Below are 25402 nucleotides of genomic sequence, written 5' to 3'. Positions count from 1 at the left end.
CATCTTAGGCGGGCGAGGAGGGTGGGGAATCAAGTACGGCGTCGCGAATGGCGCAGGCTTAGTGGGCCTTATGAGCGGTGACCGGCCTGGAGCCGGCCACCGCGTGCGGGATCACCCGTTGGCTCCGCCGTCGCCGGCGTTTTTCTTCAGCAGCTGCAGGGCTTTTTCGGTCTGCGCAATGCAGGCCTTTGTGTCACCCGCGGCCTGGGCCTGGGCGGCCTTTTCCTGCAGGCGCATGGCCTGTTCCTGGGCCTGGGTGTTGTTGGTGACGGTTTTCACCGCGTCATCGACTTTCTGCAGATTGTCGCTGCACAGGTCGGCGGCAAAAGCCGGCGACGCCAGCAGGGCGGCTGTAATGAGCAGGGCGGCACGTTTCATGGCAGTACTCCTGTCAACTTGACCGTTGTCGCGGACCGAACGAGCGGGCCGTACAGGGTGGACTGCCACCATTCACGCGGGGTTCAGAGAATCGGCCCGGCGGTTGTCGGGAGTTCGACGCAGACGCCCAGGCCGGCGCCGTCCAGCCCCTCGTGCAGGGAAATGCGCCCGTGGTGGATTTCCACGATGCGCTTGACGATGGGCAGGCCCAGACCGCTGCCGTTGCTGCTGGCGACGCTGGGGCTGCGGTAGAAGCGGGTGAAGATCGCTGCCTGTTCGGCCGCCGCCACGCCGGGGCCGCTGTCGCGCACCCAGAGGGTCAGTCGGTCGCTCGCACTCTCCAGGCTGACGGCCACGCGGCCGCCTTCGGGGGTGTAGCGCAGGGCATTGCCGACCAGGTTGGTGAGCATCAGCCCGAGCCACGCCGCTACGCCCCGCAGCGTGACCTCCTGGCTATCGAGGGTCAGTTCGATCTGCTTGTCGATGGCCTGTGGCGCGAGATCGGCGATGGTGTCTTCGGCCAGCAGGCGCAGGTCCACCGGGGCGAAGATTTCGTGCAGCTCTTCGGCGTCGAGCCGCGCCAGCAGGAGAATCTGCTCCATCAGCGCGCTGATCCGTTCGACGCTGCGGCTGACCTGCTGCAGCCCGTGGGCGTGGGCGGCCGGGTCGGACGAGCGCAGCGCCACCTGGGCGTGGGTGCGCAGGCTGGCCAAAGGCGTACGGATTTCGTGGGCGGCGTCGCTGGTCAGCCGGCGCTCGGCTTCCATCGCCGAGTGCAGACGTTCCAGCAGCAGGTTCAGTTCGTTGACCAGGCTGTGCACCTCCACCGGTGCGCGGCTCAGGGCCAGCGGGTGGAGGCTGTGGGCGCCGCGCTGGTGCACCTGTTCGATCAGGCCGCGCAACGGCGCAAGGCCCTGGCGGACGCCGAACCACACCAGTACGCCGAACAGCGGCAGGGCCAGCAGCAACGGGAAAAGGGCGCTGAACAGCAGCAGGTGCAGGGTCTTGTGGCGGTAGTGCAGGTCCTCGAAGACCCAGATGCGCACCTCGTCGGTCCCCGTCGTGGCCATGTGCAGCACGCGCCAGTTGACCCCGCCGCTGAGCAGGTCGGAGAAGCCTGGCGGCTGCGCCTCGATTCCTCTGGGCGGCTTGTGGGTGGCCAGCAGCGGTTGGCCGCGGTACCAGACGGCATAGCCGAGTGTGGCTTCGCGGCGAATCAACGGCAGCCCTTCGATGGCCTTGCGGCTGCGCGCGAGGATTTCCATGGCGTCACTGGACTGCGGGTCTATTGCGTCGGCGACATCGATCAGGCTCAGGGCTGCCTGGCCGAAGTCGATCATGTCCTGGTCGTAGAGGCGGTTCACCTGCTCGCGGGTCAGGTGGTAGGTGAACAGGCCGGCGACCAGCCACAGCAAGGAAACACCGCCGATCAGTGTCAGCAGCAGGCGCCGGCTGATGGAGCCGGCGCGGCGGGGCGTGCCGCTCAAGCTCGTGCGGCGCCTTCGGGACGGTCGATGCCGTAGCCGATGCCGCGCACGGTGCGGATCAGGCTGTTGCCCAGCTTGCGCCGCAGATGGTGGATATGGACTTCGATGGCGTTGCTTTCCAGATCGCCGTCCCAGCCGTAGAGGGCTTCCACCAGGCGGGCGCGGGACAGCACCTTGCCGCGCTGTTCCAGCAACAGGCGCAGCAGCGCGTATTCGCGCGGAGCCAGGTCCACCGGTTCGCCGCTGAGGCTGACCTTGTGGGTGGCCGGGTCCAGTGCCAGTTCGCCGTGTTGCAGCAGCGGCGCGGCGCGGCCGGTGTGGCGGCGGGTCAGGGCGCGGACGCGGGCGAGCAGTTCGTCGAGGTCGAAGGGTTTGGTCAGGTAGTCATCGGCGCCCGCGTCCAGGCCGGCGACGCGGTCGGCTACCTTGTCGCGGGCGGTGAGGATCAGCACGGGCGTCAGGTCACCACGGCGGCGCAGGCCGCGCAGCACTTCCAGGCCGTCCTTGCGCGGCAGCCCGAGATCGAGGACCAGCAGGTCGAACTCATCGGTGGCCAGCGCCTGGTCGGCGGCCACGCCATCGCTCACCCAGTCCACGGTGTCGCCTTCCAGACCGAGCCCCGCGCGAATGCCATCGCCCAGCAGCTGGTCGTCTTCTGCCAACAGGATTCTCATCTTCGTCCCCTCTACCGGCCTGTGCAGCAGGATAGCTGGCGTGATCCGGTTAGGGCAGAGGGTGACAGCGGTCGCTTAACGGGGTGTTAAGGCTTTCTGCGCCGTGGACGGAGAAAGCAGGGCGAAGCATCCGGAACCGATTATCCGCCGCCCGTGGGAACGGCGGATAACGCTGGAGACGTTGTGTGCCCTACGCCTGGACTGTGGACGAACGCGCGCGAGTCACGCGATCCACCAGATAGACCACGCCGCGATAGTCGATACCGCCATGGGCGGACAGGCCGATCTCGCAGGTGCGGCTGGTGGAGACGCCTTCCTCGCAATACTGCACCGCGTCCTTGAGCGTGCGCAGCGAATGCGCGTTCAGCTCGGGCGTGGTGAAGCCCTTGTCGCCGGCAAAACCACAGCAGTGGATGCCCTCGGGGATCACCACTTCGCGGGTGCAGCGCTTGACCAGGTCGATCAGCGCCTGGCTTTCGCCCAGGTGCTGGGTGCTGCAGGTGACGTGCACGGCCACCGGCTTGTCCTGCGGCTGGAAGTCCAGACGCTCGACCAGATGGGTGCGGATGAACTTCACCGGGTCGTAGATCTTCAGCCGGTCGTCCGCCAGTTCCTGCACCAGGCGCAGGGTGCAGGGGCTGGTGTCGCAGTAGATCGGGTCGAGGCCACCCCGGCTGGCGCGCAGCAATTCGGCGAGCAGTTCGTCGCGCTTGGCGTCGGCTTGGCTCTTGTAGCCCTTGGAGGCGAACGGCTGGCCGCAGCAGAGGTTATCGGCGTTGTCCGGGAAGACCACCTGGTAGCCGGCTTTCTCCAGCAACTGGCGGGTCTTGTCGATCAGCGGCATCTGCTCTTCGTCCGCCGCCGCCGGGCCCATGGCGCGGGAGACGCAGGCGGTGAGGTAGACGACGCGCGGCTTGCCGTTATCCACAGGCTGCGAAGCGGCAGCCAGGCGCACGGGCTGCGGCATGGCCGGCGTCCACTGGGGTACGCGGCCCTTGCTGGCATGGCTGATGGAAGCGCTGAGGCGGGCCAGGCGCGGCGCGCCGAGCACCATGCGCGCACCGTTGGCAGCGTGCAGCATGAACTTCGCACCCTTGAGTGCGGTGGCGAAGTTGCGTGCCAGCCAGGTGGCGGTGCCGGCGTGGTGCGCTTCTTGACCGCGCAGCTTGCGGACCAGCTCGCCGGTGTTGATGTTCACCGGGCAGCGCTGGGCGCACAGGCCGGTGGCGGCGCAGGTGTCGATGCCCTGGTACTGGTAGTCGCGCTCAAGCTCGGTGGTGTCGACGCCGGCGCGGCGCTTGGCCTGGATGTCGCGCCACATGACGATGCGCTGGCGTGGGCTGAGGGTCAGCCCCTTGGATGGGCAGACCGGCTCGCAGAAGCCGCACTCGATGCACTTGTCGACGATCTCGTCGGCGGCCGGCAGCGGTTTGAGGTTCTTCAGGTGCAGCTGCGGGTCGTCGGTCAGCACCACGCCGGGGTTGAGGATGCCGGTGGGGTCGAGCAGGCGCTTCAGCTGCCACATCAGTTGGTAGGCGTCGTGGCCCCATTCCAGCTCGACGAAGGGCGCCATGTTGCGCCCGGTGCCGTGCTCGGCCTTGAGCGAGCCGCCGTATTCCACGGCGACCAGGTGCGCGACGTCGTCCATGAAGGCCGAGTAGCGCGCGATCTGCTCAGGCGATTCGAAACCCTGGGTGAAGACGAAGTGCAGGTTCCCTTCCAGCGCGTGGCCGAACAGGATGGCTTCGTCGTAGCCGTGCTTGTCGAACAGCTCGATCAGGCGGTTCACGCCCTCGGCCAGCTGTTCGACGGGGAAGGTGACGTCCTCGATGATCACCGTGGTGCCAGTCTCGCGCACTGCGCCGACGGCCGGGAAGGTGTCCTTGCGGATGCGCCAGAGCTGGTTGTAGACCGCCGGGTCTTCGCTGAAGTCGACCTGTTTCTCCACCGGGTAACCGGCGATGGAGGCGCTGATCTGCACGAGTTGTTCATGCAGCAGCGACTGGGTCGCTGCGCGGGATTCGATGAGCAGCGCGCAGGCGCCTTCGGAGAGGCTCTTCACCCACGTCGGCATGCCCTGCATGTTCTCCACCGAGCGCAGGCTGCGGCGGTCCAGCAGTTCCACGGCGGACACCGGTTGCTGCTTGAGCACGGTCACGGCCTTGCAGCAGGTCTCCACGTCGGGGAAGACGATCAGCGCGCTGGCCTTGTTCGGGTGGTCGGGCACGGTGTCGTAGGTGACCGCGCTGATGAAGCCCAGGGTGCCTTCGGAGCCGACCATCAGGTGGGTGAGGATATCCAGCGGCTCGTCGTAGTCGACCAGCGCATTCAGCGACAGGCCTGTGGTGTTCTTCAGGCGGTACTTGTGGCGGATCTTCGCGGCCAGCTCGGTGTTGGCGCGGGTTTGCCGGCCCAGCTCGGCGAGCTGGTCGAGCAGTGTGCCGTGGCTTTCGCGAAAGGCCGCGAGGCTGTCGGGCAACTCGCTGTCCAGCAGCGTACCGTCGGCCAGCAGCAGGCGCATGCCAGCCAGGGTGTGGTAGCTGTTCTGCGCGGTGCCGCAGCACATGCCGCTGGCGTTGTTGGCGACGATGCCGCCGATCTTGCAGGCGTTGATCGACGCCGGGTCCGGGCCGATCTTGCGGCCGAACGGAGCCAGCCAGGCGTTGGCCTGAGCGCCGATGACGCCGGGCTGCAGGCGAATCTGCGTGCCGCCGTCGCGGATGTCGCGGCCGTTCCAGTTGTCACCCAGCACCAGCAGCACCGAGTCGCTCACTGCCTGGCCGGAGAGGCTGGTGCCTGCGGCGCGGAAGGTCACCGCGACCTTGTTGGTGTGGGCGGACTTGAGCAGGCTGGCGACTTCGTCTTCGCTTTCGACGCGGATCACCAGCTGGGGGATCAGCCGATAGAAGCTGGCGTCGGTGCCGAAGGCCAGGGTCGAGAGCGCATCGTCGAAGCGGCGCTCGCGGGGGATCAGGTGTTCTACCGTGTCGAGGAACGCGGCGGGCAGGCTCATGCAATCTCCTCGCGGGGCCATGGCGTCTGGCGCGCCACGTACCCCGGTCAATCAGGCTGTATTTCGTGTGGGCGTATGGATCACGCGCCCAGTTCGCTCACCAGCGAGTCGCGGGTGATCTCGCCAATGGTCTTGGCGCCGGTGAGCACCATGGCCACGCGCATTTCCTTCTCGAACAGGTCCAGCAGGTTCTTCACGCCGGCTTCGCCGTGGGTCGCCAGGGCGTAGAGGAAGGCGCGGCCGATGAGCACGGTGTCCGCGCCCAGGGCGATCATGCGCACCACGTCCAGGCCGTTGCGGATGCCTGAGTCGGCGAGGATCTTCAGGTCGCCTTTCACCGCATCGGCGATGGCCGGCAGGGCGCGGGCGCTGGAAAGCACGCCGTCGAGCTGGCGGCCGCCGTGGTTGGAGACGACGATGCCGTCGGCGCCGAATTTCACTGCATCCTTCGCGTCTTCCGGGTCAAGGATGCCCTTGATGATCATCGGGCCGTCCCAGAATTCACGGATCCACTCCAGGTCCTTCCAGGAGATCGACGGGTCGAAGTTGGCGCCCAGCCAGCCGATGTAGTCGGCCAGGCCGGTGGGGTTGCCGCGGTACTTGGAGATGTTGCCCAGGTCGTGGGGCTTGCCCAGCAGCCCGACGTCGAGGGCCCAGGACGGGTGGGTCATGGCCTGCCAGACACGGCGCAGGGGCGCGTTCGGGCCGCTCATGCCGGAGTGCGCGTCACGGTAGCGGGCGCCGGGCACCGGCATGTCGACGGTAAACACCAGGGTCTTCACGCCGGCGGCCTTGGCGCGCTCGAGGGCATTGCGCATGAAGCCGCGATCCTTCAGCACATAGAGCTGGAACCACATGGGCCGGTCGATGGCCGGGGCGACTTCCTCGATGGGGCAGACCGACACCGTGGACATAGTGAACGGGATGCCTTTCGCGGCGGCCGCGCGGGCTGCCTGTACTTCTCCGCGCCGGGCGTACATGCCGGTCAGGCCGACGGGGGCCAGGGCGATGGGCATGCTCAACGTCTCGTCGAACAGCTTCGTCTCAAGGCTCAGCTCGGACATGTTCTTCAGCACGCGCTGGCGCAGGGCGATGTTGGCCAGGTCGTCGACGTTGTTGCGCAGGGTGCGCTCGGCGTAGGCGCCACCGTCGGCGTAGTGGAAGAGGAACGGCGGCAGCTTGCGTTGGGCCGCGGCGCGGTAGTCGGTAGAGGCAGAGATGATCATGGGCGTCTCATCGTTGTGGGGCTTGTCGAGGCCACTGCGCTGGCGCGCGTGACCTCGAAAGACCTTAGCTGCTTTGGACGAATCTCCGCGCGCAGGCGCGGAGTCGGGTCTTGCCTTAATGCACCAGCATGCCGGTGAAGATGTACGCCTGGGCCAGGGTGATCAGGCCCACCAGGGCGGCGAACATCAGGCTGTGCTTGAGGGTGAAGCGGAACAGATCGGATTCCTTGCCGACCATGCCGGTGGCGGCGCAGGCCACGGCGATGGATTGCGGCGAGATCATCTTGCCGGTCACGCCGCCGCTGGTGTTGGCCGCCACCAACAGGGTGTCGTTGACCCCGATCTGGTGCGCAGTGGTGGACTGCAGCGAGCTGAACAGGGCGTTGGAGGAGGTATCCGAACCGGTCAGGAACACGCCCAGCCAGCCGAGGAACGGCGAGAAGAACGGGAACGCCGCACCGGTGCCGGCCAGGACCAGTGCCAGGGTGGTGGACATCCCCGAGTAGTTGGTGACGAAGGCAAAGGCCAGCACCATGCCGATGGAGAGGATCGGCCACTTCAGCTCGATCAGGGTCTCCTTGAAGGTGGTCAGACCAGTTTTCGCACTGATGCGCAGGATGAGCATCGAGATCACCGCGGAGAAGAAGATCGCGGTGCCGGTGGCCGAGACCGGGTCCAGCTTGAACACGGCGGCGATCGGCGTCGGGTTGGCGACGATGGGTGCGGTCTTCACGACCAGCTGGTCCAGGTGCGGGATGGCGAAGTTGAACACCAGGTTGTACAGCGCGCCGCCCGGAGCGAAGAGCGCCTTGAACGGCTTCAGGGTCCAGATGGTGACCAGCACGGTCAGCACCAGGAAGGGCGACCAGGCCTTGAGGATTTCGCCGAAGCTGTAGGGGGTCGGCTCGGCGCTGCGCGGGCCGTTGCCGCCCAGCACGGCGGTGCCGCCGGCGGTGGCGACCACTTCACGCTCGCTGGCGGGTTGCCAGACCTTCAGGAACAGGGTCAGGGAAATCAGGCTGACCAGGGCGGAGGTGATATCCGGCAGTTCCGGGCCGATGAAGTTGGAGGTGAAGTACTGGGTGATGGCGAAGCTGCCGCCCGCGACCAGGGCGGCCGGCCAGGTTTCCTTCACGCCCTTGAGACCGTCCATCATGAACACCAGCCAGAACGGCACGAGGATCGACAGGAACGGCAGCTGGCGGCCGGTCATGGCGCCGATCTTGAACGCGTCGATACCAGTGACCTGGCCCGCCACGATGATCGGGATACCCAGGGCGCCGAAGGCGACCGGCGCGGTGTTGGCGATCAGGCACAGGCCTGCGGCGTACAGCGGGTTGAAGCCCAGGCCGACGAGCAGGGCGGCGGTGATCGCCACCGGTGCGCCGAAGCCCGCCGCACCTTCGAGGAAGGCGCCGAAGGAGAAACCGATCAGCAGCACCTGCAGGCGCTGGTCACCGGTGATCGACAGTACTGAGCTGCGGATCACTTCGAACTGGCCGCTCTTGACCGTGAGTTTGTAGAGGAACACCGCCGCAACGATGATCCAGGCAATCGGCCACAGGCCGTAGGCAAAGCCATAGCCGGCAGCGGCGATGGCCATGTCGGCGGGCATGCCGAAGGCGGTGATGGCGACGATGATCGAGAGGGCGAGGGTGATGCTGCCGGCGACGTGGCCCTTGAGGCGGAACACAGCGAGGGCGAGGAAGAAGAACACGATCGGGATGACGGCGACCAGCGCGGACAGGCCGAGGCTGCCGAGCGGGGTGTAGATCTGCTGCCAGGTTTGCATCTGGTTGGCTCCCTAATTGTTTTTGGGTGGAGGGCCTGGTTGCCGGTCGGGCGATTCCGATGCGCTTGTGGCGCGTTGGGCAGACGGTCGACTGATCGCGGCTTGTTGTTTTTCGTGCATGTGTTGTCGTGCAATTCGACTTCCGGTAAATTGGTATGACCAATTTACAAAGCCGAGCGCTCAGGGTAAAAGCCCTGCTGGCGGCATGTCAATTTGCTGCCCTGCGACTTTTGTCGAGCGTGGTCGGATAGGTACGCTGGTCTTGTTGCCGCTGGCGGCACTGGTTAGGCTGCCGCGCGCCGCGCAGGTCGCGGCCTAGAGTGAGAGAGCGAAGGAGTTCACCCGCATGAGTTTTGGTCAGGTCAAGCAGCGCCGTCTGTCGGACGATATCGTCGAGCGGCTGGAGGCGATGATCCTCGAGGGCACGCTCAAGGCTGGCGAGCGACTGCCCGCCGAGCGCGTGCTGGCCGAACAGTTCGGCGTCTCGCGGCCGTCACTTCGCGAGGCGATCCAGAAGCTCGGCGCCAAGGGCCTGCTGGTCAGTCGTCAGGGCGGCGGCAACTACGTCAGCGAAGGGCTGGGCTCAATGTTCAGCGATCCGCTGCTGCATCTGCTGGAGAGCAACCCGGAGGCCCAGCGCGACCTGCTGGAATTTCGCCATACCCTGGAAGGCTCATGCGCCTTCTACGCAGCGCAACGCGCGACCGAGGTGGATCACCAGCGCCTGCAGCAGGCCTTCGATGCGCTGCAGGACTGTTACCTGCGCGTGGGGAAAGTCAGTCGAGCGGAAGAGGGTGCGGCGGACGCGGCCTTCCACCTGGCCATTGCCGAGGCCAGTCACAACGCGGTGCTGCTGCACACCATTCGCGGCCTGTTCGACCTGCTCAAGCGCAACGTGGTGACCAACATCGGCGGGATGTACGCGCAGCGCGACGAGACCCGCGAGCAGCTGATGCGTCAGCACCGCGAGTTGTACGAGGCGATTATCGGCGGGCACGCGGAAGCGGCGCGGGAGATTTCCCAGCGACATATCGACTACGTGCAGGAAGTGCTGGCCGAGGTGCAGGCGAAGGAGTTGCGCCTGCAACGGGCACAGCGACGCCAAGGCTCAGTGGACGCCTGATCGGCAACGCGCCCTCGCAGGAGGGCGCGAAAGGACTCAGTCGTCCTTACCGTGACGAATCGCGCGCTGGATTTCCCGGTCGGAGTCGCGCTCCTTCTCGGTGCCGCGCTTGTCGTACTCTTTCTTGCCCTTGGCCAGTGCGATCTCGCACTTGATCAGGTGCTTCTTCCAGTACATCGACAGCGCGACGCAGGCGTAGCCTTTCTGCTGCACGGCACCGAACAGCTTGCCCAGCTCGCGCTTGTGCAGCAGCAGCTTGCGCGTGCGCACCGGGTCGGCGATGACGTGGGTGCTGGCAGTGGTCAGCGGCGTGATGTGGCTGCCCAGCAGCCAGGCTTCGCCATCCTTGAGCAGCACGTAGCTGTCCACCAGCTGCGCCTTGCCGGCGCGCAGGCTTTTCACTTCCCAGCCGGCCAGGGCGACGCCTGCCTCGAAGCGCTGCTCGATGAAGTAGTCGTGCAGAGCCTTCTTGTTCTGCGCGATGGTCCCCGAAGGGTGTTTCTTCTGTTTAGCCATAGGCCGCGCATTATAGGGAGTCGCTCGCCGCGCCGCTATCGGGACAGCGTGCGACGGCATGCAAGCTTGAGGGTGTGTGGCTAATCTCGGACAATGCGCGCTGTTTTTTTGAGCAGCGGGCGTATGCAACGCCCCACAACCAAGCGAGACGTCTATGAGCACGCATATCCAGCGTTCGGCGCTGCTGCCCTATCCGGCGAAGGCGCTGTACGACCTGGTCAACGATGTGGCGCGCTACCCGGAGTTCCTGCCCTGGTGTTCCGCCTCCACCGTGCTGGAGGCCAGCGATACGGCCATGCGCGCCGAGCTGACCGTGGCCAAGGGCAGCATCACCCAGCGCTTCACCACGCGTAATGCGCTGGTGCCGGGGCAGAGCATCGAGATGAACCTCGAGGAAGGCCCGTTTTCTCAGCTGCACGGCGTGTGGACCTTCAAGGCACTGGGCGACAAAGCCTGCAAGATTTCCCTGGACCTGACCTTCGACTACGCCGGCGCCCTGGTGAAAGCGACCCTCGGGCCACTGTTCACCCAGGCGGCGAACACCATGGTCGACGCCTTCTGCCAGCGCGCCAAGCAGCTGCATGGCTGAGTCCGCGAGCATCGCCATCGAGGTCGTCTACGCGTTGCCGGAGAAGCAGTCACTGCTGCGCCTGAGTGTTCCGCGCGGCACGCGGATGCGCGAAGCGGTGTTGTTGTCGGGCATCGCTGCGCAATTTCCTGGCCTGGATGTGCAGGATTGCCCGCTGGGTATCTTCGGCAAGGCGGTGGCCAGGCCCGAGGAGCGTGTGCTGGAGGAGGGCGAGCGAGTGGAAATCTACCGTCCGCTGATCGTCGATCCCAAGGAAGTACGCAAGCAGCGGGCTGCGCGGGCCAAGGCGGCGCGCGGCTGATTCTTCTGCGCTGCTGATTCTTGTGTACTGAAAGCGCAGGCAACAAAAAGCCCGGCATTGGCCGGGCTTTTTCGTTGGTGCGAATCCTTACTGCGGATTCTTGTCCAGCGGTTCCGGAGTCGGGATCGGCACGGTTTCCACCTGGTCGACTTCCTTCTGGATCTGCTCTTCCACGGAGCCGGGCTTGGCCGGTTCTTCCTTGGGCTGTTCGGGCTGCTGCTGGGTTGGCTGCGACGGCGAGGTTGCCGGGGTGCCTTCCTTGCCCAGAATCGACTCGTCGCGGCTGACGCCGGGCATGAAGTCGCCATTCAGGCCGACCAGCTGGTCGTTTTCGCCGAAGTACAGGCTCATGCGCTCCTGCTGGCGCTGACCGCCGCCGGGCTGGATGCTGTAGAGGTAATCCCAGCGATTGGGGTGGAAGGTATCCACGATCAGGGGGTTGCCCATGATAAACCGCACTTGGCGCCGGGTCATTCCGGGCTTCAACTGGTCTATCATATCCTGCGTTACAACGTTGCCCTGCTGGATGTCGATCTTGTAGACCCCCGGGAACGAGCAACCGGCGAGTGCGGCGAGTCCCAGCCCGAAAGCGAGACTGGTCAGCATGAGCTTGGCGTTTTGCATCAAGGGGTGACTTCCACTATCTTGGCTGAGCGACGAAATCCCGATCATACCTGTATTGAGAGATGCTGCGAAGCATTCCGCGCCGAGAAAGCACACATGGTTGAAAATAGCGAACTGCGCAAAGCCGGACTTAAGGTCACACTGCCGCGCGTCAAGATCCTCCAGATGCTCGATTCCGCCGAGCAGCGCCACATGAGCGCAGAGGATGTTTACAAAGCGCTGATGGAGGCGGGTGAAGACGTCGGTCTGGCCACCGTCTACCGCGTCCTGACCCAGTTCGAAGCCGCCGGCCTGGTGGTGCGCCACAACTTCGATGGCGGCCATGCCGTCTTCGAACTGGCCGACAGCGGTCACCATGATCACATGGTCTGCGTCGATACCGGCGAAGTCATCGAATTCATGGACTCGGAAATCGAGAAACGCCAGAAAGAGATCGTCAAAGAGCGCGGCTTCGAGCTCGTCGATCACAACCTGGTGCTCTACGTGCGCAAGAAGAAGTAAGCGCGCGCAGATGCAGAAACGGCGACCTTCGGGTCGCCGTTTTCGTTTGTGCGGTTTTTGAGTGGAAGCGCTTCAGCCTTGGACGGCCGAATCCACCATCTTGCGGGCGTGGGCCAGGGATTCCTTGGTCAGATCGACACCGCCGAGCATGCGGGCGATTTCCTCGATGCGCTCGGCCTTCTTCAGGTTGGCCACGGCGGTGCGGGTCTCGCTGGTGTCGCGGTCCTTGTGCACGAACAGGTGCTGGTGGCCCTGGGCGGCGACCTGCGGCAGGTGAGTGACGGTCAGCACCTGGCCGCGATCGCCGAGGCGGCGCAGCAACTGACCGACCACTTCGGCGGTGGGGCCGCCGATGCCGACGTCCACTTCGTCGAAGACCAGCGTGGGGGTGCGTGAGGTCTGCGCGGTGATCACCTGGATCGCCAGGCTGATGCGTGACAATTCGCCGCCCGAAGCGACCTTGGCCAGACCCTTCATCGGCTGCCCGGGGTTGGCGCTGACCAGGAACTCCAATTGCTCCAGACCGCTGGCCTGAGGCTCGTCCGAGCTGGACTGGCGCAGCTCGATGGCGAACCGCCCGCCAGGCATGCCCAGACGCTGCATCTCCACTTCCACGGCCCTTGCCAGCTTCGGCGCGGCATCCTGGCGGATGTGGCTGAGTTCGTCGGCTTTCTCCTGATAGTGACGGGCGTAGGCGGCCAGTTCGTCGCCCAGGCGCTCCACGGCTTCATCGTCGGCGTTCAGCGCTTCCAGTTCGTCCAGCAGGCGCTGCTGCAGGTCCTGCAGTTCGTGGGGCTGCACGCGGTGTTTGCGCGCGAGGCTATAGATGGCGTCCATACGCTCTTCCAGTTGCTGCAGGCGCATGGGGTCGGCATCGAAGTGGTCGACGAAGCGGTTCAGCTCGCCGATGGCTTCTTCCACCTGGATCTGCGCGCTGGACAGCAGGTTCACCGCTTCGCCCAGCGCGGTCGGCTGGCTCGGGAAGGCGGTGAGGCGGTTGAGGCTGGAGGTCAGCGCCGACAGCACGTTGCCGGCATCGCTTTCGCTGCACAACTCGACGACCTGGCGGCAGGCCGCGATCAGGCTGCCGGCGTTGCTCTGGGTCTTGTGTTCGGCTTCCAGCGACTCCAGTTCGTTGTCACCCAGGCCGAGGTTTTCCAGCTCTTCCAGCTGGTAGCTGAGCAGCTGGTGGCGGGCGCGTTGCTCGTCGCCATTGCGCGACAGACGGTCTAGCTCCTGGCGGGTCTGCTTCCAGCGCTGGGCGGCGAGGTGCACCTGGCGCGCCAGGTCCTGGCTGCCGGCGAATTCGTCGAGCAGGCGGCGGTGGGTGTCCGCCTTGAGCAGTGACTGGTGCTCGTGTTGGCTGTGGATGTCGATCAGCAGCTCGCCCAGGTGCTTGAGGTCGCCCAGTGGGCAGGGCGTGCCATTGATGTAGGCGCGGGAGCGGCCTTCGGCGGTGATCACCCGGCGCAGGATGCACGGGCCGTCCTGCTCCAGGTCGCGCTCGGCAAGCCAGTCGCGGGCTTCGGCAATCGCGCTGACATCGAAGCTGGCGAGAATGTCTGCCTTGTCCGAGCCGGGGCGGACCACGCCGCTGTCGGCGCGGTCGCCCAGTGCGAGCCCGAGGGCGTCGAGCATGATCGACTTGCCGGCGCCGGTTTCGCCGGTGATCACGGTCATGCCGGCGGCGAGCTCGAGATCGAGGTGCTCGACGATGGCGTAGTTGTGCACGGACAGATGAACCAGCATGGCGGCGGCTCCGCAGAAAGGTCTGGTTATTTATACAGTATTTTCAGGCGCTGGCAATTTTCTTCACGACGCCCGGAGGGGCTCCTGAGGCAGGTGCCCTTGAACTCGGGGATTTCCGCCCCATATACACGGCAGAGCCGCGGACCATAGGGTTCGCTTTGTTTTCAAAGGCTTATTTTCTTTTTTAGGAGAGTGGCATGTCTGACGAACAACAGACTCAGGATTCCCAGTTCAACGAGCAGCCGGACACCGGCGCTACCGGGGATCTGAACGCCCGCGTGCTGGAACTGGAAGAACAGGTAGCCGCGGCGAAGGACCAGAGCCTGCGCGCCGTCGCCGAACTGCAGAACGTCCGCCGCCGTGCCGAGCAGGACGTGGAGAAGGCGCACAAGTTCGCCCTGGAGAAATTCGCCGGCGACCTGCTGCCGATCGTCGATACCCTCGAGCGCGCGCTGGAGATGTCGAACCCGGAAGACGAAGTGATCAAGCCGATGCGCGAAGGCATCGAGCTGACGCTGAAGATGTTCCACGACACCCTCAAGCGCTACAACCTCGAGCCGGTCGATCCGCACGGCGAGCCGTTCAACCCTGAACACCACCAGGCCATGGCCATGGAGGAGAGCATTCGTCTCGAGCCGGGCAGCGTGGTCAAGGTGTTCCAGAAGGGCTATCTGCTCAACGGTCGTCTGCTGCGTCCGGCCATGGTCGTGGTCAGCAAGGCACCGGAACAAACTCCGCCTTCGATCGACGAGAAGGCTTGAAATCCACCACCCGGTCCCCATCTGGGTAATCAACCGAGCCAAAGACCCGCAACAGGGTCAGCGCGGAATCTAATTTCTGGAGAGTGAAATATGGGCAAAATCATTGGTATCGACCTGGGGACCACCAACTCCTGTGTGTCCATCCTGGAGAACGGTAACGTCAAGGTCATCGAGAACGCCGAAGGCGCTCGTACCACCCCGTCGATCATCGGCTACGCCAACGACGGCGAAATCCTGGTCGGTCAGCCGGCGAAGCGCCAGGCCGTGACCAACCCGACCAACACCCTGTACGCGGTGAAGCGCCTGATCGGCCGTCGCTTCGAAGAAGACGTCGTACAGAAAGACATCAAGATGGTGCCTTACAAGATCGTCAAGGCTGACAACGGCGACGCGTGGGTCGAGGCCAAGGGTCAGAAAATGGCTCCCCCGCAGGTCTCCGCCGAAGTTCTGAAGAAGATGAAGAAGACCGCCGAGGACTACCTGGGCGAGCCGGTCACCGAAGCGGTCATCACCGTTCCGGCCTACTTCAACGACAGCCAGCGTCAGGCCACTAAGGACGCCGGTCGCATCGCCGGTCTGGACGTCAAGCGCATCATCAACGAACCGACCGCGGCTGCGCTGGCCTATGGCCTGGACAAGGCCAAGGGCGACCATACCATCATCGTCTATGACCTGGGCGGCGGCACCTTCGACGTTTCCGTGATCGAAATCGCCGAAGTCGATGGCGAGCACCAGTTCGAAGTACTGGCTACCAACGGCGACACCTTCCTGGGTGGTGAAGACTTCGACCTGCGCCTGATCGACTACCTCGTTGAGGAGTTCAAGAAAGAGTCCGGCATGGACCTCAAGGGCGATCCGCTGGCCATGCAGCGCCTGAAGGAAGCTGCCGAGAAGGCCAAGATCGAGCTGTCCTCGACCCAGCAGACCGACGTCAACCTGCCGTACGTCACCGCTGACGCTTCCGGCCCGAAACACCTGAACGTCAAGGTTTCCCGCGCCAAGCTGGAATCCCTGGTGGAAGACCTGGTCACCCGCACCATCGAGCCGTGCCGCGTTGCGCTGAAAGACGCAGGCCTGGACGTCTCGAAGATCGACGAAGTGATCCTGGTCGGCGGCCAGACCCGCATGCCGCTGGTGCAGAAGACCGTTGCCGAGTTCTTCGGCAAGGAAGCGCGCAAGGACGTCAACCCGGACGAAGCCGTTGCCATGGGTGCTGCCATCCAGGGCGCCGTTCTGGCCGGTGACGTGAAGGACGTGCTGCTGCTCGATGTCACCCCGCTGACCCTGGGTATCGAAACCCTCGGTGGCGTGATGACCGCACTGATCGACAAGAACACCACCATCCCGACCAAGAAGTCGCAGGTGTTCTCCACTGCCGATGACAACCAGGGCGCCGTGACCATCCATGTGCTGCAGGGCGAGCGCAAGCAAGCCGGCCAGAACAAGTCGCTGGGCAAGTTCGACCTGGCCGACATTCCGCCGGCTCCGCGCGGTGTGCCTCAGATCGAAGTGACCTTCGACATCGACGCCAACGGCATTCTGCACGTTGGTGCGAAAGACAAGGCCACCGGCAAGCAGCAGTCCATTGTGATCAAGGCTTCTTCGGGTCTGTCCGAAGACGAGATCCAGCAGATGGTTCGCGACGCCGAGGCGAATGCCGAGGAAGACCGCAAGTTCGAGGAACTGGCCGCTGCCCGCAACCAGGGTGATGCACTGGTCCACGCGACTCGCAAGATGGTCACCGAGGCTGGCGACAAGGCCACAGCCGAAGAGAAGGCGGCCATCGACAAGGCGCTGGGCGAGCTGGAAGTTGCCGTGAAGGGCGACGACAAGGCCGAGATCGAAGCGAAGATGAATGCGCTGTCCCAGGCATCCACTCCGCTGGCGCAGAAGATGTACGCCGAGCAGCCGCAGCCGGGCGCTGCCGCTCAGGGCGAGGCCGCTGATGACAAGGCTGGCGACGATGTCGTCGACGCCGAGTTCGAAGAGGTCAAGGAGAACAAGTAAGCCGCGTGCTTACTTCCGCCCCGGCGCACCGACCAGCGTGTCGGTGCGCATGAAACGTCACGCGGGGGCTTGCTCCCGCGTTGGCGTGTCTGGGGGAAAGGTTTTCAAGGTGCAAAGAATTTATGGCCAAACGTGATTTTTACGAGGTACTGGGTGTCGAGCGCGGCGCCAGCGAAGCGGACCTGAAGAAGGCCTATCGCCGGCTCGCCATGAAGTTCCACCCGGACCGCAATCCCGGCGACAAGGAAGCCGAGGACAAATTCAAGGAGGCCAACGAGGCTTACGAGGTCCTGTCCGACGCCAGCAAGCGCGCGGCTTACGATCAGTACGGCCATGCCGGCGTCGACCCGCAGATGGGTGGCGGCGGTGCGGGCTTCGGTGGCGCGAGCTTCTCGGACATCTTCGGTGATGTCTTCAGCGACTTCTTCGGTGGCAGCGGCGGGCGCGGCGGCTCCCGTGGCGGCCCGGCGCGCGGCGCCGACCTGCGCTACACCCTCGACCTGGACCTGGAAGACGCGGTTCGCGGTACCACCGTGACCATCCGCGTTCCCACCCTGGTCGGTTGCAAGACCTGCAGCGGTAGCGGCGCCAAGCCTGGCACCACGCCGGTCACCTGTACTACCTGTGGCGGTATCGGTCAGGTGCGCATGCAGCAGGGCTTCTTCTCGGTGCAGCAGACCTGCCCGCGTTGCCATGGCAGCGGCAAGATGATCACCGACCCCTGTGGCTCGTGCCACGGTCAGGGGCGTGTGGAAGAGCACAAGACCCTGTCGGTGAAAGTGCCGGCCGGCGTCGATACCGGTGACCGCATCCGTCTCACCGGCGAAGGTGAGGCCGGTGCCCATGGTGGCCCGGCGGGCGACCTGTACGTGGTGGTGAACGTGCGCGAGCACGACATCTTCCAGCGCGACGGCAAGCACCTGTACTGCGAAGTGCCGATCAGCTTCGCCGACGCGGCCCTGGGCGGAGAGCTGGAAGTACCGACCCTGGATGGTCGCGTGAAGCTGAAGATCCCTGAGGGCACCCAGACCGGCAAGCTGTTCCGCCTGCGCGGCAAGGGCGTTGCCCCGGTGCGCGGCGGTGGTGCCGGCGACCTGATGTGCCGCGTCGTCGTCGAGACTCCGGTCAATCTGGACAAGCGCCAGCGCGAGCTGCTCGAAGAGTTCCGCAATACCCTGCAGGGCAACTCTTCCCATTCGCCGAAGGCCAGTGGCTGGTTCGAAGGCATGAAGCGCTTCTTCGACGATCTATGATGCAAGGCCCCGGCGGTGCGAATCGTCCGGGGCTTTTTTAGCTTTGGAGCTGTTTTATATGCGACGTATAGCCGTAATGGGCGCCGCCGGGCGCATGGGCAAGACCCTGATCGAGGCGGTTCAGCAAACCAATGGCAGCGCCGGCCTGACTGCGGCGGTCGACCGTCCGGACAGCACTCTGGTGGGCGCCGATGCGGGTGAGCTGGCTGGCCTGGGCCGCATCGGTGTGCCGCTGTCGGGTGATCTGGCCAAGGTGGTCGACGAGTTCGACGTGCTGATCGATTTCACCCACCCGACCGTGACCCTGAAGAACCTGGAGGTCTGCCGCAAGGCCGGCAAGGCCATGGTCATCGGCACGACCGGCTTCTCCATGGCGGAGAAGGAGTTGCTCGGCGAGGCGGCGAAGGACATCCCGATCGTCTTCGCTGCCAACTACAGTGTCGGCGTGAACCTCTGCCTGAAGCTGCTCGACACCGCCGCCCGCGTTCTGGGTGATGACGTGGACATCGAGATTCTCGAAGCGCACCACCGCCACAAGGTCGATGCGCCGTCCGGTACCGCGCTGCGCATGGGCGAAGTAGTTGCCAATGCGCTGGGTCGTGATCTGGAAAAAGTGGCCGTGTACGGTCGCGAAGGCCAGACCGGTGCGCGTCCGCGCGAGACCATCGGCTTCGCCACTGTGCGTGCGGGTGACGTGGTGGGCGATCACACCGTGCTGTTCGCTGCCGACGGCGAGCGCGTGGAAATCACTCACAAGGCTTCGAGCCGCATGACCTTTGCTCGCGGTGCCGTGCGTGCTGCGCAGTGGCTGGATGGGCAGGCCAACGGCCTGTACGACATGCAGGACGTACTCGGTCTTCGCTGAGCGGCATGGCCGTACGTCGTGCAAAAGGTGGACCATGATGTCGCATTTCTGTAAACTACAGCTTTAGTGTGTCCACTAAAAGTAGCGCAGCATGATCACATAAAAAGCGGGATGACTTCTTCTGATGTCATCCCGCTTTTTTACAATCTGCGCACGCCCAGCCAGGCTTGAACTACGGGAGGTCTTCTTGACTAAGCCAGCCATACTTGCACTTGCCGACGGCAGCGTTTTTCGCGGTGACGCCATCGGCGCCGACGGCCAGACCGTCGGAGAGGTGGTGTTCAACACCGCCATGACCGGCTACCAGGAAATCCTCACCGATCCTTCCTACGCCCAACAGATCGTCACCCTGACCTACCCGCACATCGGCAACACCGGCACTACGCCGGAAGACGCCGAGTCGAACAAGGTCTGGGCTGCCGGCCTGATCATCCGTGACCTGCCGCTGCTCTCCAGCAGCTGGCGCGACAAGCAGTCCCTGCCGGATTACCTGAAAGAGAACGGCACCGTTGCCATCGCCGGCATCGATACCCGCCGCCTGACCCGCATCCTGCGCGAGAAGGGGTCGCAGAACGGCTGCATCTTGGTCGGCGACGACGCTACCGAGGAGAAAGCCCTCGAGCTGGCGCGCGGCTTCCCGGGCCTGAAAGGCATGGACCTGGCGAAAGTCGTTTCCTCCACCGAGCGCTACGAGTGGCGCTCCAGCGTGTGGAACCTGGAAACCGACAGCCATCCGGAAATCGCGGCCGCCGACTTGCCGTACCATGTGGTCGCCTACGATTTCGGCGTCAAGCTGAACATCCTGCGCATGCTGGTTGCCCGTGGCTGCCGCCTGACCGTGGTGCCGGCGCAGACCCCGGCCAGCGAAGTGCTCGCCCTGAACCCGGACGGCATCTTCCTCTCCAACGGCCCTGGCGACCCCGAGCCGTGTGACTACGCCATTCAGGCCATCCGCGAGTTCCTCGACACCGAGATCCCGGTCTTCGGCATCTGCCTCGGTCATCAACTGCTGGCCCTGGCCTCCGGCGCCAAGACCCTGAAGATGGGGCACGGCCACCACGGTGCCAACCACCCGGTGCAGGACCTGGATTCGGGCGTGGTGATGATCACCAGCCAGAACCACGGTTTCGCCGTCGACGAAGGCAGCATGCCGGCCAACCTGCGCGCCACCCACAAGTCGCTGTTCGACGGCACCCTGCAGGGTATCGAGCGCACCGACAAGGTGGCCTTCAGCTTCCAGGGTCACCCGGAAGCCAGCCCAGGCCCGCACGACGTGGCTCCGCTGTTCGACCGCTTCATCGCGGCGATGGCGGAGCGTCGCTGAGTACGAGCTCGAAGAGGTAGAAGAAGATGATGCCGACCCTGGGAATCACCGATCTCTGGACCTACGTCCTGGGCACGTTGTTCATCGTCCTGCTGCCGGGGCCGAACTCGCTGTTCGTCCTCGCCACCGCCGCCCAGCGCGGTGTGGCCTCGGGCTACCGGGCGGCGAGCGCGGTATTCCTCGGCGATGCGATCCTGATGTTCCTGTCGGCGCTGGGCATCGCCTCGGTCCTCAAGGCCGAGCCGATGCTGTTCCTGGGCCTGAAGTACGTCGGCGCCGCCTACCTGTTCTATCTGGGGATCGGCATGCTCCGCGGTGGCTGGCAGAAACTGCGCCGCCCGCTGGAGGCGGCCGCCGCGCCGGCGAAGGAAGTGGACGTCAACCAGCCGTTCCGCAAGGCGCTGCTGCTGAGCCTGTCCAACCCCAAGGCGATCCTCTTCTTCATTTCCTTCTTCATCCAGTTCGTCGACCCGGGTTACGCCTACCCCGGCCTGTCGTTCCTGGTGCTGGGCACGATCCTCGAGATCATCAGCGCCCTGTACCTGAGTTTCCTGATTTTCTCCGGTGTGCGTCTGGCGGCCTGGTTCCGTCGGCGGCAACGGCTGGCTGCCGGCGCCTCGAGTGGCGTCGGCGCCCTGTTTGTCGGCTTTGGCGTGAAGCTGGCCAGCGCAACCCTTTCCTGAATATTGCAACGAGAGTCCCATGCCCAAGCGTACAGACATCAAGAGCATCCTGATCCTCGGCGCCGGCCCGATCGTCATCGGCCAGGCCTGCGAGTTCGACTACTCCGGCGCACAGGCCTGCAAGGCCCTGAAGGAAGAAGGCTTCCGTGTCATCCTGGTGAACTCCAACCCGGCCACCATCATGACCGACCCGGCCATGGCCGACGCCACCTACATCGAGCCGATCAAGTGGCAGACCGTCGCCAAGATCATCGAGAAGGAGCGCCCTGACGCGCTGCTGCCGACCATGGGCGGCCAGACCGCTCTGAACTGCGCCCTGGACCTGGAGCGCCACGGCGTGCTCGAGCAGTTCGGCGTGGAAATGATCGGCGCCAACGCTGACACCATCGACAAGGCCGAAGACCGTTCGCGCTTCGACAAGGCTATGCGCGACATCGGCCTGGCCTGCCCGCGCTCGGGCATCGCACACACCATGGAAGAAGCCTACGGTGTGCTGGAGAAGGTCAACTTCCCGTGCATCATCCGTCCGTCCTTCACCATGGGCGGCACCGGCGGCGGTATCGCCTACAACCGCGAAGAATTCGAGGAAATCTGCACCCGTGGTCTGGACCTGTCGCCGACCAACGAGCTGCTGATCGACGAATCGCTGATCGGCTGGAAGGAATACGAGATGGAGGTTGTCCGCGACAAGAAGGACAACTGCATCATCGTCTGCGCCATCGAGAACTTCGACCCGATGGGCGTGCACACCGGTGACTCGATCACCGTGGCTCCGGCGCAGACCCTGACCGACAAGGAATACCAGATCATGCGCAACGCCTCGCTGGCGGTGTTGCGTGAGATCGGCGTAGAAACCGGCGGCTCGAACGTGCAGTTCGGCATCTGCCCGAACACCGGCCGTATGGTCGTGATCGAGATGAACCCGCGCGTATCGCGCTCCTCGGCGCTGGCCTCCAAGGCCACCGGCTTCCCGATCGCCAAGATCGCGGCCAAGCTGGCCGTCGGCTACACCCTCGACGAGCTGCAGAACGACATCACTGGCGGTCGCACCCCGGCGTCCTTCGAGCCGGCGATCGACTACGTCGTCACCAAGATCCCGCGTTTCGCCTTCGAGAAATTCCCGAAAGCCGACGCCCGCCTGACCACTCAGATGAAGTCCGTGGGCGAAGTCATGGCCATCGGCCGTACCTTCCAGGAGTCCGTGCAGAAAGCCCTGCGCGGCCTGGAAGTCGGTGCCACCGGCTTCGACCCGAAGCTCGACCTGAGCAACCCGGAAGCCGAGAGCATCCTCAAGCGCGAACTGACCGTGCCCAATGCCGACCGCATCTGGTACGTCGCCGACGCCTTCCGCGCTGGCAAGACCATCGCCGAAGTCTTCGACCTGACCCGCATCGACGAGTGGTTCCTGGTGCAGATCGAGGACCTGGTCAAGGATGAAGAGCGCGTCAAGACCCTGGGTCTGTCCGCCATCGACCGCGAGCTGATGTACAAGCTCAAGCGCAAGGGCTTCTCCGACGCCCGCCTGGCAACTCTGCTGGGTGTGACCGAGAAGAACCTGCGCAACCACCGCCACAAGCTCAAGGTGCTGCCGGTGTACAAGCGCGTGGACACCTGCGCCGCCGAATTCGCCACCGATACCGCCTACATGTACTCGACCTACGAGGAAGAGTGCGAAGCCAATCCGTCGACTCGCGACAAGATCATGATCCTGGGCGGCGGTCCGAACCGCATCGGCCAGGGTATCGAGTTCGACTACTGCTGCGTACACGCCGCGCTGGCCATGCGTGAAGACGGTTACGAGACCATTATGGTCAACTGCAACCCGGAGACCGTCTCCACCGACTACGACACGTCCGATCGCCTGTACTTCGAGCCGGTGACCCTGGAAGACGTGCTGGAAATCGTCCGCGTCGAGCAGCCCAAGGGCGTGATCGTGCAGTACGGCGGCCAGACCCCGCTGAAACTCTGCCGTGCTCTGGAAGAAGCCGGCGTCCCGATCATCGGTACCAGCCCGGACGCCATCGACCGCGCCGAAGACCGCGAGCGCTTCCAGCACATGGTTCAGCGCCTGAACCTGCGCCAGCCGGCCAACGCCACTGCGCGCAGCGAAGACCAGGCCCTGGAGCTGTCCAAGAACATCGGTTACCCGATGGTGGTGCGTCCGTCTTACGTACTGGGCGGCCGCGCAATGGAAATCGTCTACCAGGAAGAAGAGCTCAAGCGCTACATGCGCGAGGCCGTGAAGGTTTCCAACGACAGCCCGGTGCTGCTGGACCGCTTCCTGAACTGCGCCATCGAAGTCGACATCGACGCGGTGTGCGACGGCGAGACCGTGGTGATCGGCGCGATCATGCAGCACATCGAACAGGCTGGTGTGCACTCCGGTGACTCCGCCTGCTCGCTGCCGCCGTACTCGCTGCCGCAGCACATCCAGGACGAGATCCGCGAGCAGGTCAAGAAGATGGCCCTGGAGCTCGGCGTGGTCGGCCTGATGAACGTGCAGATGGCCGTGCAGGGGGAAGACATCTACGTGATCGAGGTGAACCCGCGCGCGTCCCGTACCGTGCCGTTCGTCTCCAAGTGCATCGGCGAATCGCTGGCCAAGGTCGCGGCTCGCGTCATGGCTGGCAAGTCCCTGGCCGAAGTCGGCTTCACCCAGGAGGTGATCCCGCCGTACTATAGCGTCAAGGAAGCGGTGTTCCCGTTCGCCAAGTTCCCCGGCGTCGACCCGATCCTCGGCCCAGAGATGAAATCCACTGGCGAGGTGATGGGGGTCGGCGACAGCTTCGGTGAGGCATTCGCCAAGGCCCAGCTGGGCGCCAGCGAAATCCTGCCGAACGCCGGTTGTGCCTTCATCAGCGTCCGCGAGGACGACAAGCCGCAAGCCGTTCAGGTCGCCCGCGACCTGGTCGCGCTGGGCTTCGAGGTCGTTGCCACTGCCGGCACTGCCAAGGTGATCGAGGCCGCCGGTCTGCCGGTACGTCGCGTGAACAAGGTGACCGAGGGCCGTCCTCACGTGGTCGACATGATCAAGAATGACGAAGTCACTCTGATCATCAACACCACCGAAGGCCGCCAGTCCATCGCCGACTCTTACTCCATCCGTCGTAACGCCCTGCAGCACAAGATCTACTGCACCACCACCATTGCGGCGGGTCAGGCGATCTGTGAGGCGCTCAAGTTCGGTCCCGAGAAGACCGTTCGCCGTCTGCAGGATCTCCATGCAGGAATCAACGCATGAGCAAATTTCCAATGACCGTCCAGGGCGCTCGCGCCCTGGAAGAAGAACTGAAATACCTGAAGACCGTTCTGCGCCCGCAGATCACCCAGGCTATCGCCGAAGCGCGTGAACTGGGCGACCTCAAGGAAAACGCCGAATACCACGCCGCCCGTGAACAGCAGGGCATGTCCGAAGCTCGCATCCGCGACATCGAGGCCAAGCTGTCCAACGCGCAGATCATCGACGTGACTACCATTCCGCACAGCGGCAAGGTGATCTTCGGCACCACCGTCGATATCGCCAACGTCGAGACCGACGAGACGGTGACCTACCAGATCGTTGGCGACGACGAGGCGGACATCAAGAACAGCAAGATCTCGGTCAACTCGCCGATCGCCCGTGCGCTGATCGGCAAGACCGAAGGCGACGCTGTTCTGGTCAAGACTCCGGGCGGCGACGTCGAGTACGAGATCGTTGAAGTCCGCCACGCCTGATCGGCAAACCCTGAACGCAGGCACCATCAGCTGGCTGCTGGCCCAGACATTCTGGGTCGGCGGCCTGTGGCTGCTTCAGTTTGTGGTGTTGCCGGCGCTGGACAAGATCGGCCTGGCGCCACTGCTGGTGGAGGCCGTCGCCGACGCGCTGAAGCCATTGCTGCTGGGCTTCGCCGGTTTCTGCGTGCTGCTCCAGGCCCTGGTGCTCTGGCAGGCGCGCGGGTTCGCTGCCTTCGCCCGTGAAACGCGGGGGCAGTTGCTGCTGACCGTACTGGTGATGGCGGCGGCTTATTTCGTGGTGCGCCAGGTAGCGCCGGACGCTCAGCGCTGGCTGTTGTTCAACTACCTGGTAGTGGCGCTGTGCGGCTTGCTGCTGGTGCTGCAACCGGCACCCGGGCGGGACGAGCGGAGCTGACGCGGCGGAGCCTTGCCGGCTCCGCGTTGCCGGTCTTGACTGTCAGAGACCGCTGAAGCGGCTGATGTTCGACAGGTTCTTGTTCGGCTTGGGATTGCGACGATAGATCAGCGCCATCTTGCCGATGGACTGAACCAGTTCGCAGCTGCCGTTCCGGCAGAGTTCGTCGATCAGCGCACGACGATCGTCGCGTTCGGTGATGCGGAACTGCACCTTGATCAGTTCATGATCGTTGAGCGCACGCTCAAGCTCGGCCATCACGCCTTCCGACAGACCGTTTTCAGCAACGGTCAATACGGGTTTCAGGTGATGCCCGATAGATTTGAACTGCTTTTTCTGCTCCTGAGAGAGCGCCATAATCTGACCCCTGGGAAAAAGGCGGATATTCTACCCGAGTTTCGGTTATA

General features: G+C 64.5%; 23 protein-coding genes. 13 read left to right on the top strand and 10 right to left on the bottom strand.

The window, feature by feature from the left end:
- Positions 1–111: 111 nt before the first annotated feature.
- The 6 genes from IB275_RS26365 to IB275_RS26340 form a co-directional block, all read right to left on the bottom strand.
- Positions 112–378 carry a PA2433 domain-containing protein gene (locus tag IB275_RS26365; RefSeq protein ID WP_081520678.1) on the bottom strand — a complete coding sequence of 89 codons (267 nt, stop codon included), beginning with the start codon at positions 376–378 and terminating at the stop codon, positions 112–114.
- Between the two features lie 83 nt (positions 379–461).
- A complete protein-coding gene (locus tag IB275_RS26360) occupies positions 462–1865 on the bottom strand; it encodes a sensor histidine kinase (RefSeq protein ID WP_192292696.1) in 1404 nt (467 codons plus the stop codon).
- Entirely contained in the window at positions 1862–2539 is a 678-nt protein-coding gene (locus IB275_RS26355) for a response regulator (protein ID WP_081520680.1), read from the bottom strand. Before IB275_RS26355 ends, IB275_RS26360 begins: the two co-directional genes overlap by 4 nt.
- Positions 2540–2729: 190 nt before the next feature.
- Entirely contained in the window at positions 2730–5552 is a 2823-nt protein-coding gene (locus tag IB275_RS26350; RefSeq protein ID WP_192292694.1) for an FAD-binding and (Fe-S)-binding domain-containing protein, read from the bottom strand.
- Between the two features lie 80 nt (positions 5553–5632).
- Positions 5633–6778, bottom strand: a complete 1146-nt coding sequence (gene lldD, locus IB275_RS26345; protein ID WP_192292692.1) for an FMN-dependent L-lactate dehydrogenase LldD — start codon at positions 6776–6778, stop codon at positions 5633–5635.
- 115 nt (positions 6779–6893) lie between these two features.
- On the bottom strand, positions 6894–8570 hold the full coding sequence (locus IB275_RS26340; RefSeq protein WP_192292684.1) for a lactate permease LctP family transporter: 1677 nt from the start codon (positions 8568–8570) through the stop codon (positions 6894–6896).
- Between the two features lie 346 nt (positions 8571–8916).
- Here IB275_RS26340 and IB275_RS26335 point away from each other — a divergent pair, with 346 nt between their 5' ends.
- On the top strand, positions 8917–9693 hold the full coding sequence (locus IB275_RS26335) for an FCD domain-containing protein (RefSeq protein WP_192292683.1): 777 nt from the start codon (positions 8917–8919) through the stop codon (positions 9691–9693).
- 36 nt (positions 9694–9729) lie between these two features.
- Here IB275_RS26335 and smpB read toward each other — a convergent pair whose 3' ends face one another.
- Complete coding sequence (smpB, locus tag IB275_RS26330) at positions 9730–10209, bottom strand: SsrA-binding protein SmpB (protein ID WP_017518965.1); 480 nt, start codon at positions 10207–10209, stop codon at positions 9730–9732.
- A 154-nt stretch (positions 10210–10363) separates the two neighbouring features.
- On the opposite strand from smpB, the gene IB275_RS26325 reads away from it, so the two are divergent.
- Positions 10364–10798, top strand: coding sequence for a type II toxin-antitoxin system RatA family toxin (locus IB275_RS26325; RefSeq protein WP_081520685.1), 435 nt, complete (start codon positions 10364–10366; stop codon positions 10796–10798).
- Positions 10791–11099 carry an RnfH family protein gene (locus IB275_RS26320; RefSeq protein WP_192292681.1) on the top strand — a complete coding sequence of 103 codons (309 nt, stop codon included), beginning with the start codon at positions 10791–10793 and terminating at the stop codon, positions 11097–11099. Before IB275_RS26325 ends, IB275_RS26320 begins: the two co-directional genes overlap by 8 nt.
- 87 nt (positions 11100–11186) lie before the next feature.
- On the opposite strand, the gene IB275_RS26315 is transcribed toward IB275_RS26320, so the two are convergent.
- Positions 11187–11723, bottom strand: coding sequence for an outer membrane protein assembly factor BamE (locus IB275_RS26315; protein WP_192292679.1), 537 nt, complete (start codon positions 11721–11723; stop codon positions 11187–11189).
- A gap of 96 nt (positions 11724–11819) precedes the next feature.
- Between IB275_RS26315 and fur the strand changes: the two genes are divergently transcribed.
- Complete coding sequence (fur, locus tag IB275_RS26310; RefSeq protein WP_009613072.1) at positions 11820–12224, top strand: ferric iron uptake transcriptional regulator; 405 nt, start codon at positions 11820–11822, stop codon at positions 12222–12224.
- A 72-nt stretch (positions 12225–12296) separates the two neighbouring features.
- Here the strand turns inward: fur and recN are convergent, their stop codons facing one another.
- Entirely contained in the window at positions 12297–13973 is a 1677-nt protein-coding gene (gene recN, locus IB275_RS26305; RefSeq protein WP_192292678.1) for a DNA repair protein RecN, read from the bottom strand.
- A 197-nt stretch (positions 13974–14170) separates the two neighbouring features.
- On the opposite strand from recN, the gene grpE reads away from it, so the two are divergent.
- From grpE to IB275_RS26260, 9 genes are all read left to right on the top strand, one after another.
- Positions 14171–14734, top strand: coding sequence for a nucleotide exchange factor GrpE (grpE, locus tag IB275_RS26300; RefSeq protein WP_081520689.1), 564 nt, complete (start codon positions 14171–14173; stop codon positions 14732–14734).
- A gap of 90 nt (positions 14735–14824) precedes the next feature.
- Positions 14825–16741: a molecular chaperone DnaK gene (dnaK, locus tag IB275_RS26295; RefSeq protein ID WP_184592263.1), complete on the top strand. Its 1917-nt coding sequence runs from the start codon at positions 14825–14827 to the stop codon at positions 16739–16741.
- Between the two features lie 122 nt (positions 16742–16863).
- A complete protein-coding gene (gene dnaJ, locus IB275_RS26290) occupies positions 16864–17994 on the top strand; it encodes a molecular chaperone DnaJ (RefSeq protein ID WP_081520691.1) in 1131 nt (376 codons plus the stop codon).
- Positions 17995–18052: 58 nt separating this feature from the next.
- The gene (gene dapB / locus IB275_RS26285; protein WP_192292676.1) at positions 18053–18859 is read left to right on the top strand and encodes a 4-hydroxy-tetrahydrodipicolinate reductase; all 807 of its coding nucleotides are present in this window, start codon (positions 18053–18055) and stop codon (positions 18857–18859) included.
- A 187-nt stretch (positions 18860–19046) separates the two neighbouring features.
- A complete protein-coding gene (gene carA / locus IB275_RS26280) occupies positions 19047–20183 on the top strand; it encodes a glutamine-hydrolyzing carbamoyl-phosphate synthase small subunit (RefSeq protein WP_138214225.1) in 1137 nt (378 codons plus the stop codon).
- A 29-nt stretch (positions 20184–20212) separates the two neighbouring features.
- A complete protein-coding gene (gene leuE, locus IB275_RS26275; protein WP_192292674.1) occupies positions 20213–20866 on the top strand; it encodes a leucine efflux protein LeuE in 654 nt (217 codons plus the stop codon).
- Between the two features lie 19 nt (positions 20867–20885).
- On the top strand, positions 20886–24107 hold the full coding sequence (gene carB, locus IB275_RS26270; RefSeq protein WP_138214226.1) for a carbamoyl-phosphate synthase large subunit: 3222 nt from the start codon (positions 20886–20888) through the stop codon (positions 24105–24107).
- On the top strand, positions 24104–24580 hold the full coding sequence (gene greA / locus IB275_RS26265) for a transcription elongation factor GreA (RefSeq protein ID WP_017518953.1): 477 nt from the start codon (positions 24104–24106) through the stop codon (positions 24578–24580). The genes carB and greA overlap by 4 nt, the downstream gene beginning before the upstream one ends.
- Positions 24581–24590: 10 nt before the next feature.
- Positions 24591–24995, top strand: coding sequence for a DUF4149 domain-containing protein (locus IB275_RS26260; RefSeq protein WP_192293631.1), 405 nt, complete (start codon positions 24591–24593; stop codon positions 24993–24995).
- A gap of 42 nt (positions 24996–25037) precedes the next feature.
- On the opposite strand, the gene IB275_RS26255 is transcribed toward IB275_RS26260, so the two are convergent.
- Complete coding sequence (locus IB275_RS26255) at positions 25038–25352, bottom strand: YhbY family RNA-binding protein (protein ID WP_192292672.1); 315 nt, start codon at positions 25350–25352, stop codon at positions 25038–25040.
- Positions 25353–25402: the final 50 nt, after the last annotated feature.

The sequence above is a fragment of the Pseudomonas sp. PDM21 genome, from assembly GCF_014852505.2.
GTDB lineage: Bacteria > Pseudomonadota > Gammaproteobacteria > Pseudomonadales > Pseudomonadaceae > Pseudomonas.
The sequence above is the reverse complement of the archived record's forward strand: the minus strand, read 5'-3'. Positions and strand labels throughout refer to the sequence as shown.

What these genes read in the sequence shown, in the direction of transcription:
- dnaK (WP_184592263.1), top strand. Translation starts at nt 14,825, where the DNA reads ATGGGCAAAATCATTGGTATCGACCTGGGGACCACCAACTCCTGTGTG.
- recN (WP_192292678.1), bottom strand. Translation starts at nt 13,973, where the DNA reads ATGCTGGTTCATCTGTCCGTGCACAACTACGCCATCGTCGAGCACCTC.
- IB275_RS26320 (WP_192292681.1), top strand. Translation starts at nt 10,791, where the DNA reads ATGGCTGAGTCCGCGAGCATCGCCATCGAGGTCGTCTACGCGTTGCCG.
- IB275_RS26355 (WP_081520680.1), bottom strand. Translation starts at nt 2,539, where the DNA reads ATGAGAATCCTGTTGGCAGAAGACGACCAGCTGCTGGGCGATGGCATT.
- greA (WP_017518953.1), top strand. Translation starts at nt 24,104, where the DNA reads ATGAGCAAATTTCCAATGACCGTCCAGGGCGCTCGCGCCCTGGAAGAA.
- IB275_RS26335 (WP_192292683.1), top strand. Translation starts at nt 8,917, where the DNA reads ATGAGTTTTGGTCAGGTCAAGCAGCGCCGTCTGTCGGACGATATCGTC.
- dapB (WP_192292676.1), top strand. Translation starts at nt 18,053, where the DNA reads ATGCGACGTATAGCCGTAATGGGCGCCGCCGGGCGCATGGGCAAGACC.
- IB275_RS26315 (WP_192292679.1), bottom strand. Translation starts at nt 11,723, where the DNA reads ATGCAAAACGCCAAGCTCATGCTGACCAGTCTCGCTTTCGGGCTGGGA.
- IB275_RS26325 (WP_081520685.1), top strand. Translation starts at nt 10,364, where the DNA reads ATGAGCACGCATATCCAGCGTTCGGCGCTGCTGCCCTATCCGGCGAAG.
- IB275_RS26365 (WP_081520678.1), bottom strand. Translation starts at nt 378, where the DNA reads ATGAAACGTGCCGCCCTGCTCATTACAGCCGCCCTGCTGGCGTCGCCG.
- fur (WP_009613072.1), top strand. Translation starts at nt 11,820, where the DNA reads ATGGTTGAAAATAGCGAACTGCGCAAAGCCGGACTTAAGGTCACACTG.
- IB275_RS26255 (WP_192292672.1), bottom strand. Translation starts at nt 25,352, where the DNA reads ATGGCGCTCTCTCAGGAGCAGAAAAAGCAGTTCAAATCTATCGGGCAT.
- IB275_RS26350 (WP_192292694.1), bottom strand. Translation starts at nt 5,552, where the DNA reads ATGAGCCTGCCCGCCGCGTTCCTCGACACGGTAGAACACCTGATCCCC.
- leuE (WP_192292674.1), top strand. Translation starts at nt 20,213, where the DNA reads ATGCCGACCCTGGGAATCACCGATCTCTGGACCTACGTCCTGGGCACG.
- smpB (WP_017518965.1), bottom strand. Translation starts at nt 10,209, where the DNA reads ATGGCTAAACAGAAGAAACACCCTTCGGGGACCATCGCGCAGAACAAG.
- carB (WP_138214226.1), top strand. Translation starts at nt 20,886, where the DNA reads ATGCCCAAGCGTACAGACATCAAGAGCATCCTGATCCTCGGCGCCGGC.
- dnaJ (WP_081520691.1), top strand. Translation starts at nt 16,864, where the DNA reads ATGGCCAAACGTGATTTTTACGAGGTACTGGGTGTCGAGCGCGGCGCC.
- lldD (WP_192292692.1), bottom strand. Translation starts at nt 6,778, where the DNA reads ATGATCATCTCTGCCTCTACCGACTACCGCGCCGCGGCCCAACGCAAG.
- IB275_RS26340 (WP_192292684.1), bottom strand. Translation starts at nt 8,570, where the DNA reads ATGCAAACCTGGCAGCAGATCTACACCCCGCTCGGCAGCCTCGGCCTG.
- grpE (WP_081520689.1), top strand. Translation starts at nt 14,171, where the DNA reads ATGTCTGACGAACAACAGACTCAGGATTCCCAGTTCAACGAGCAGCCG.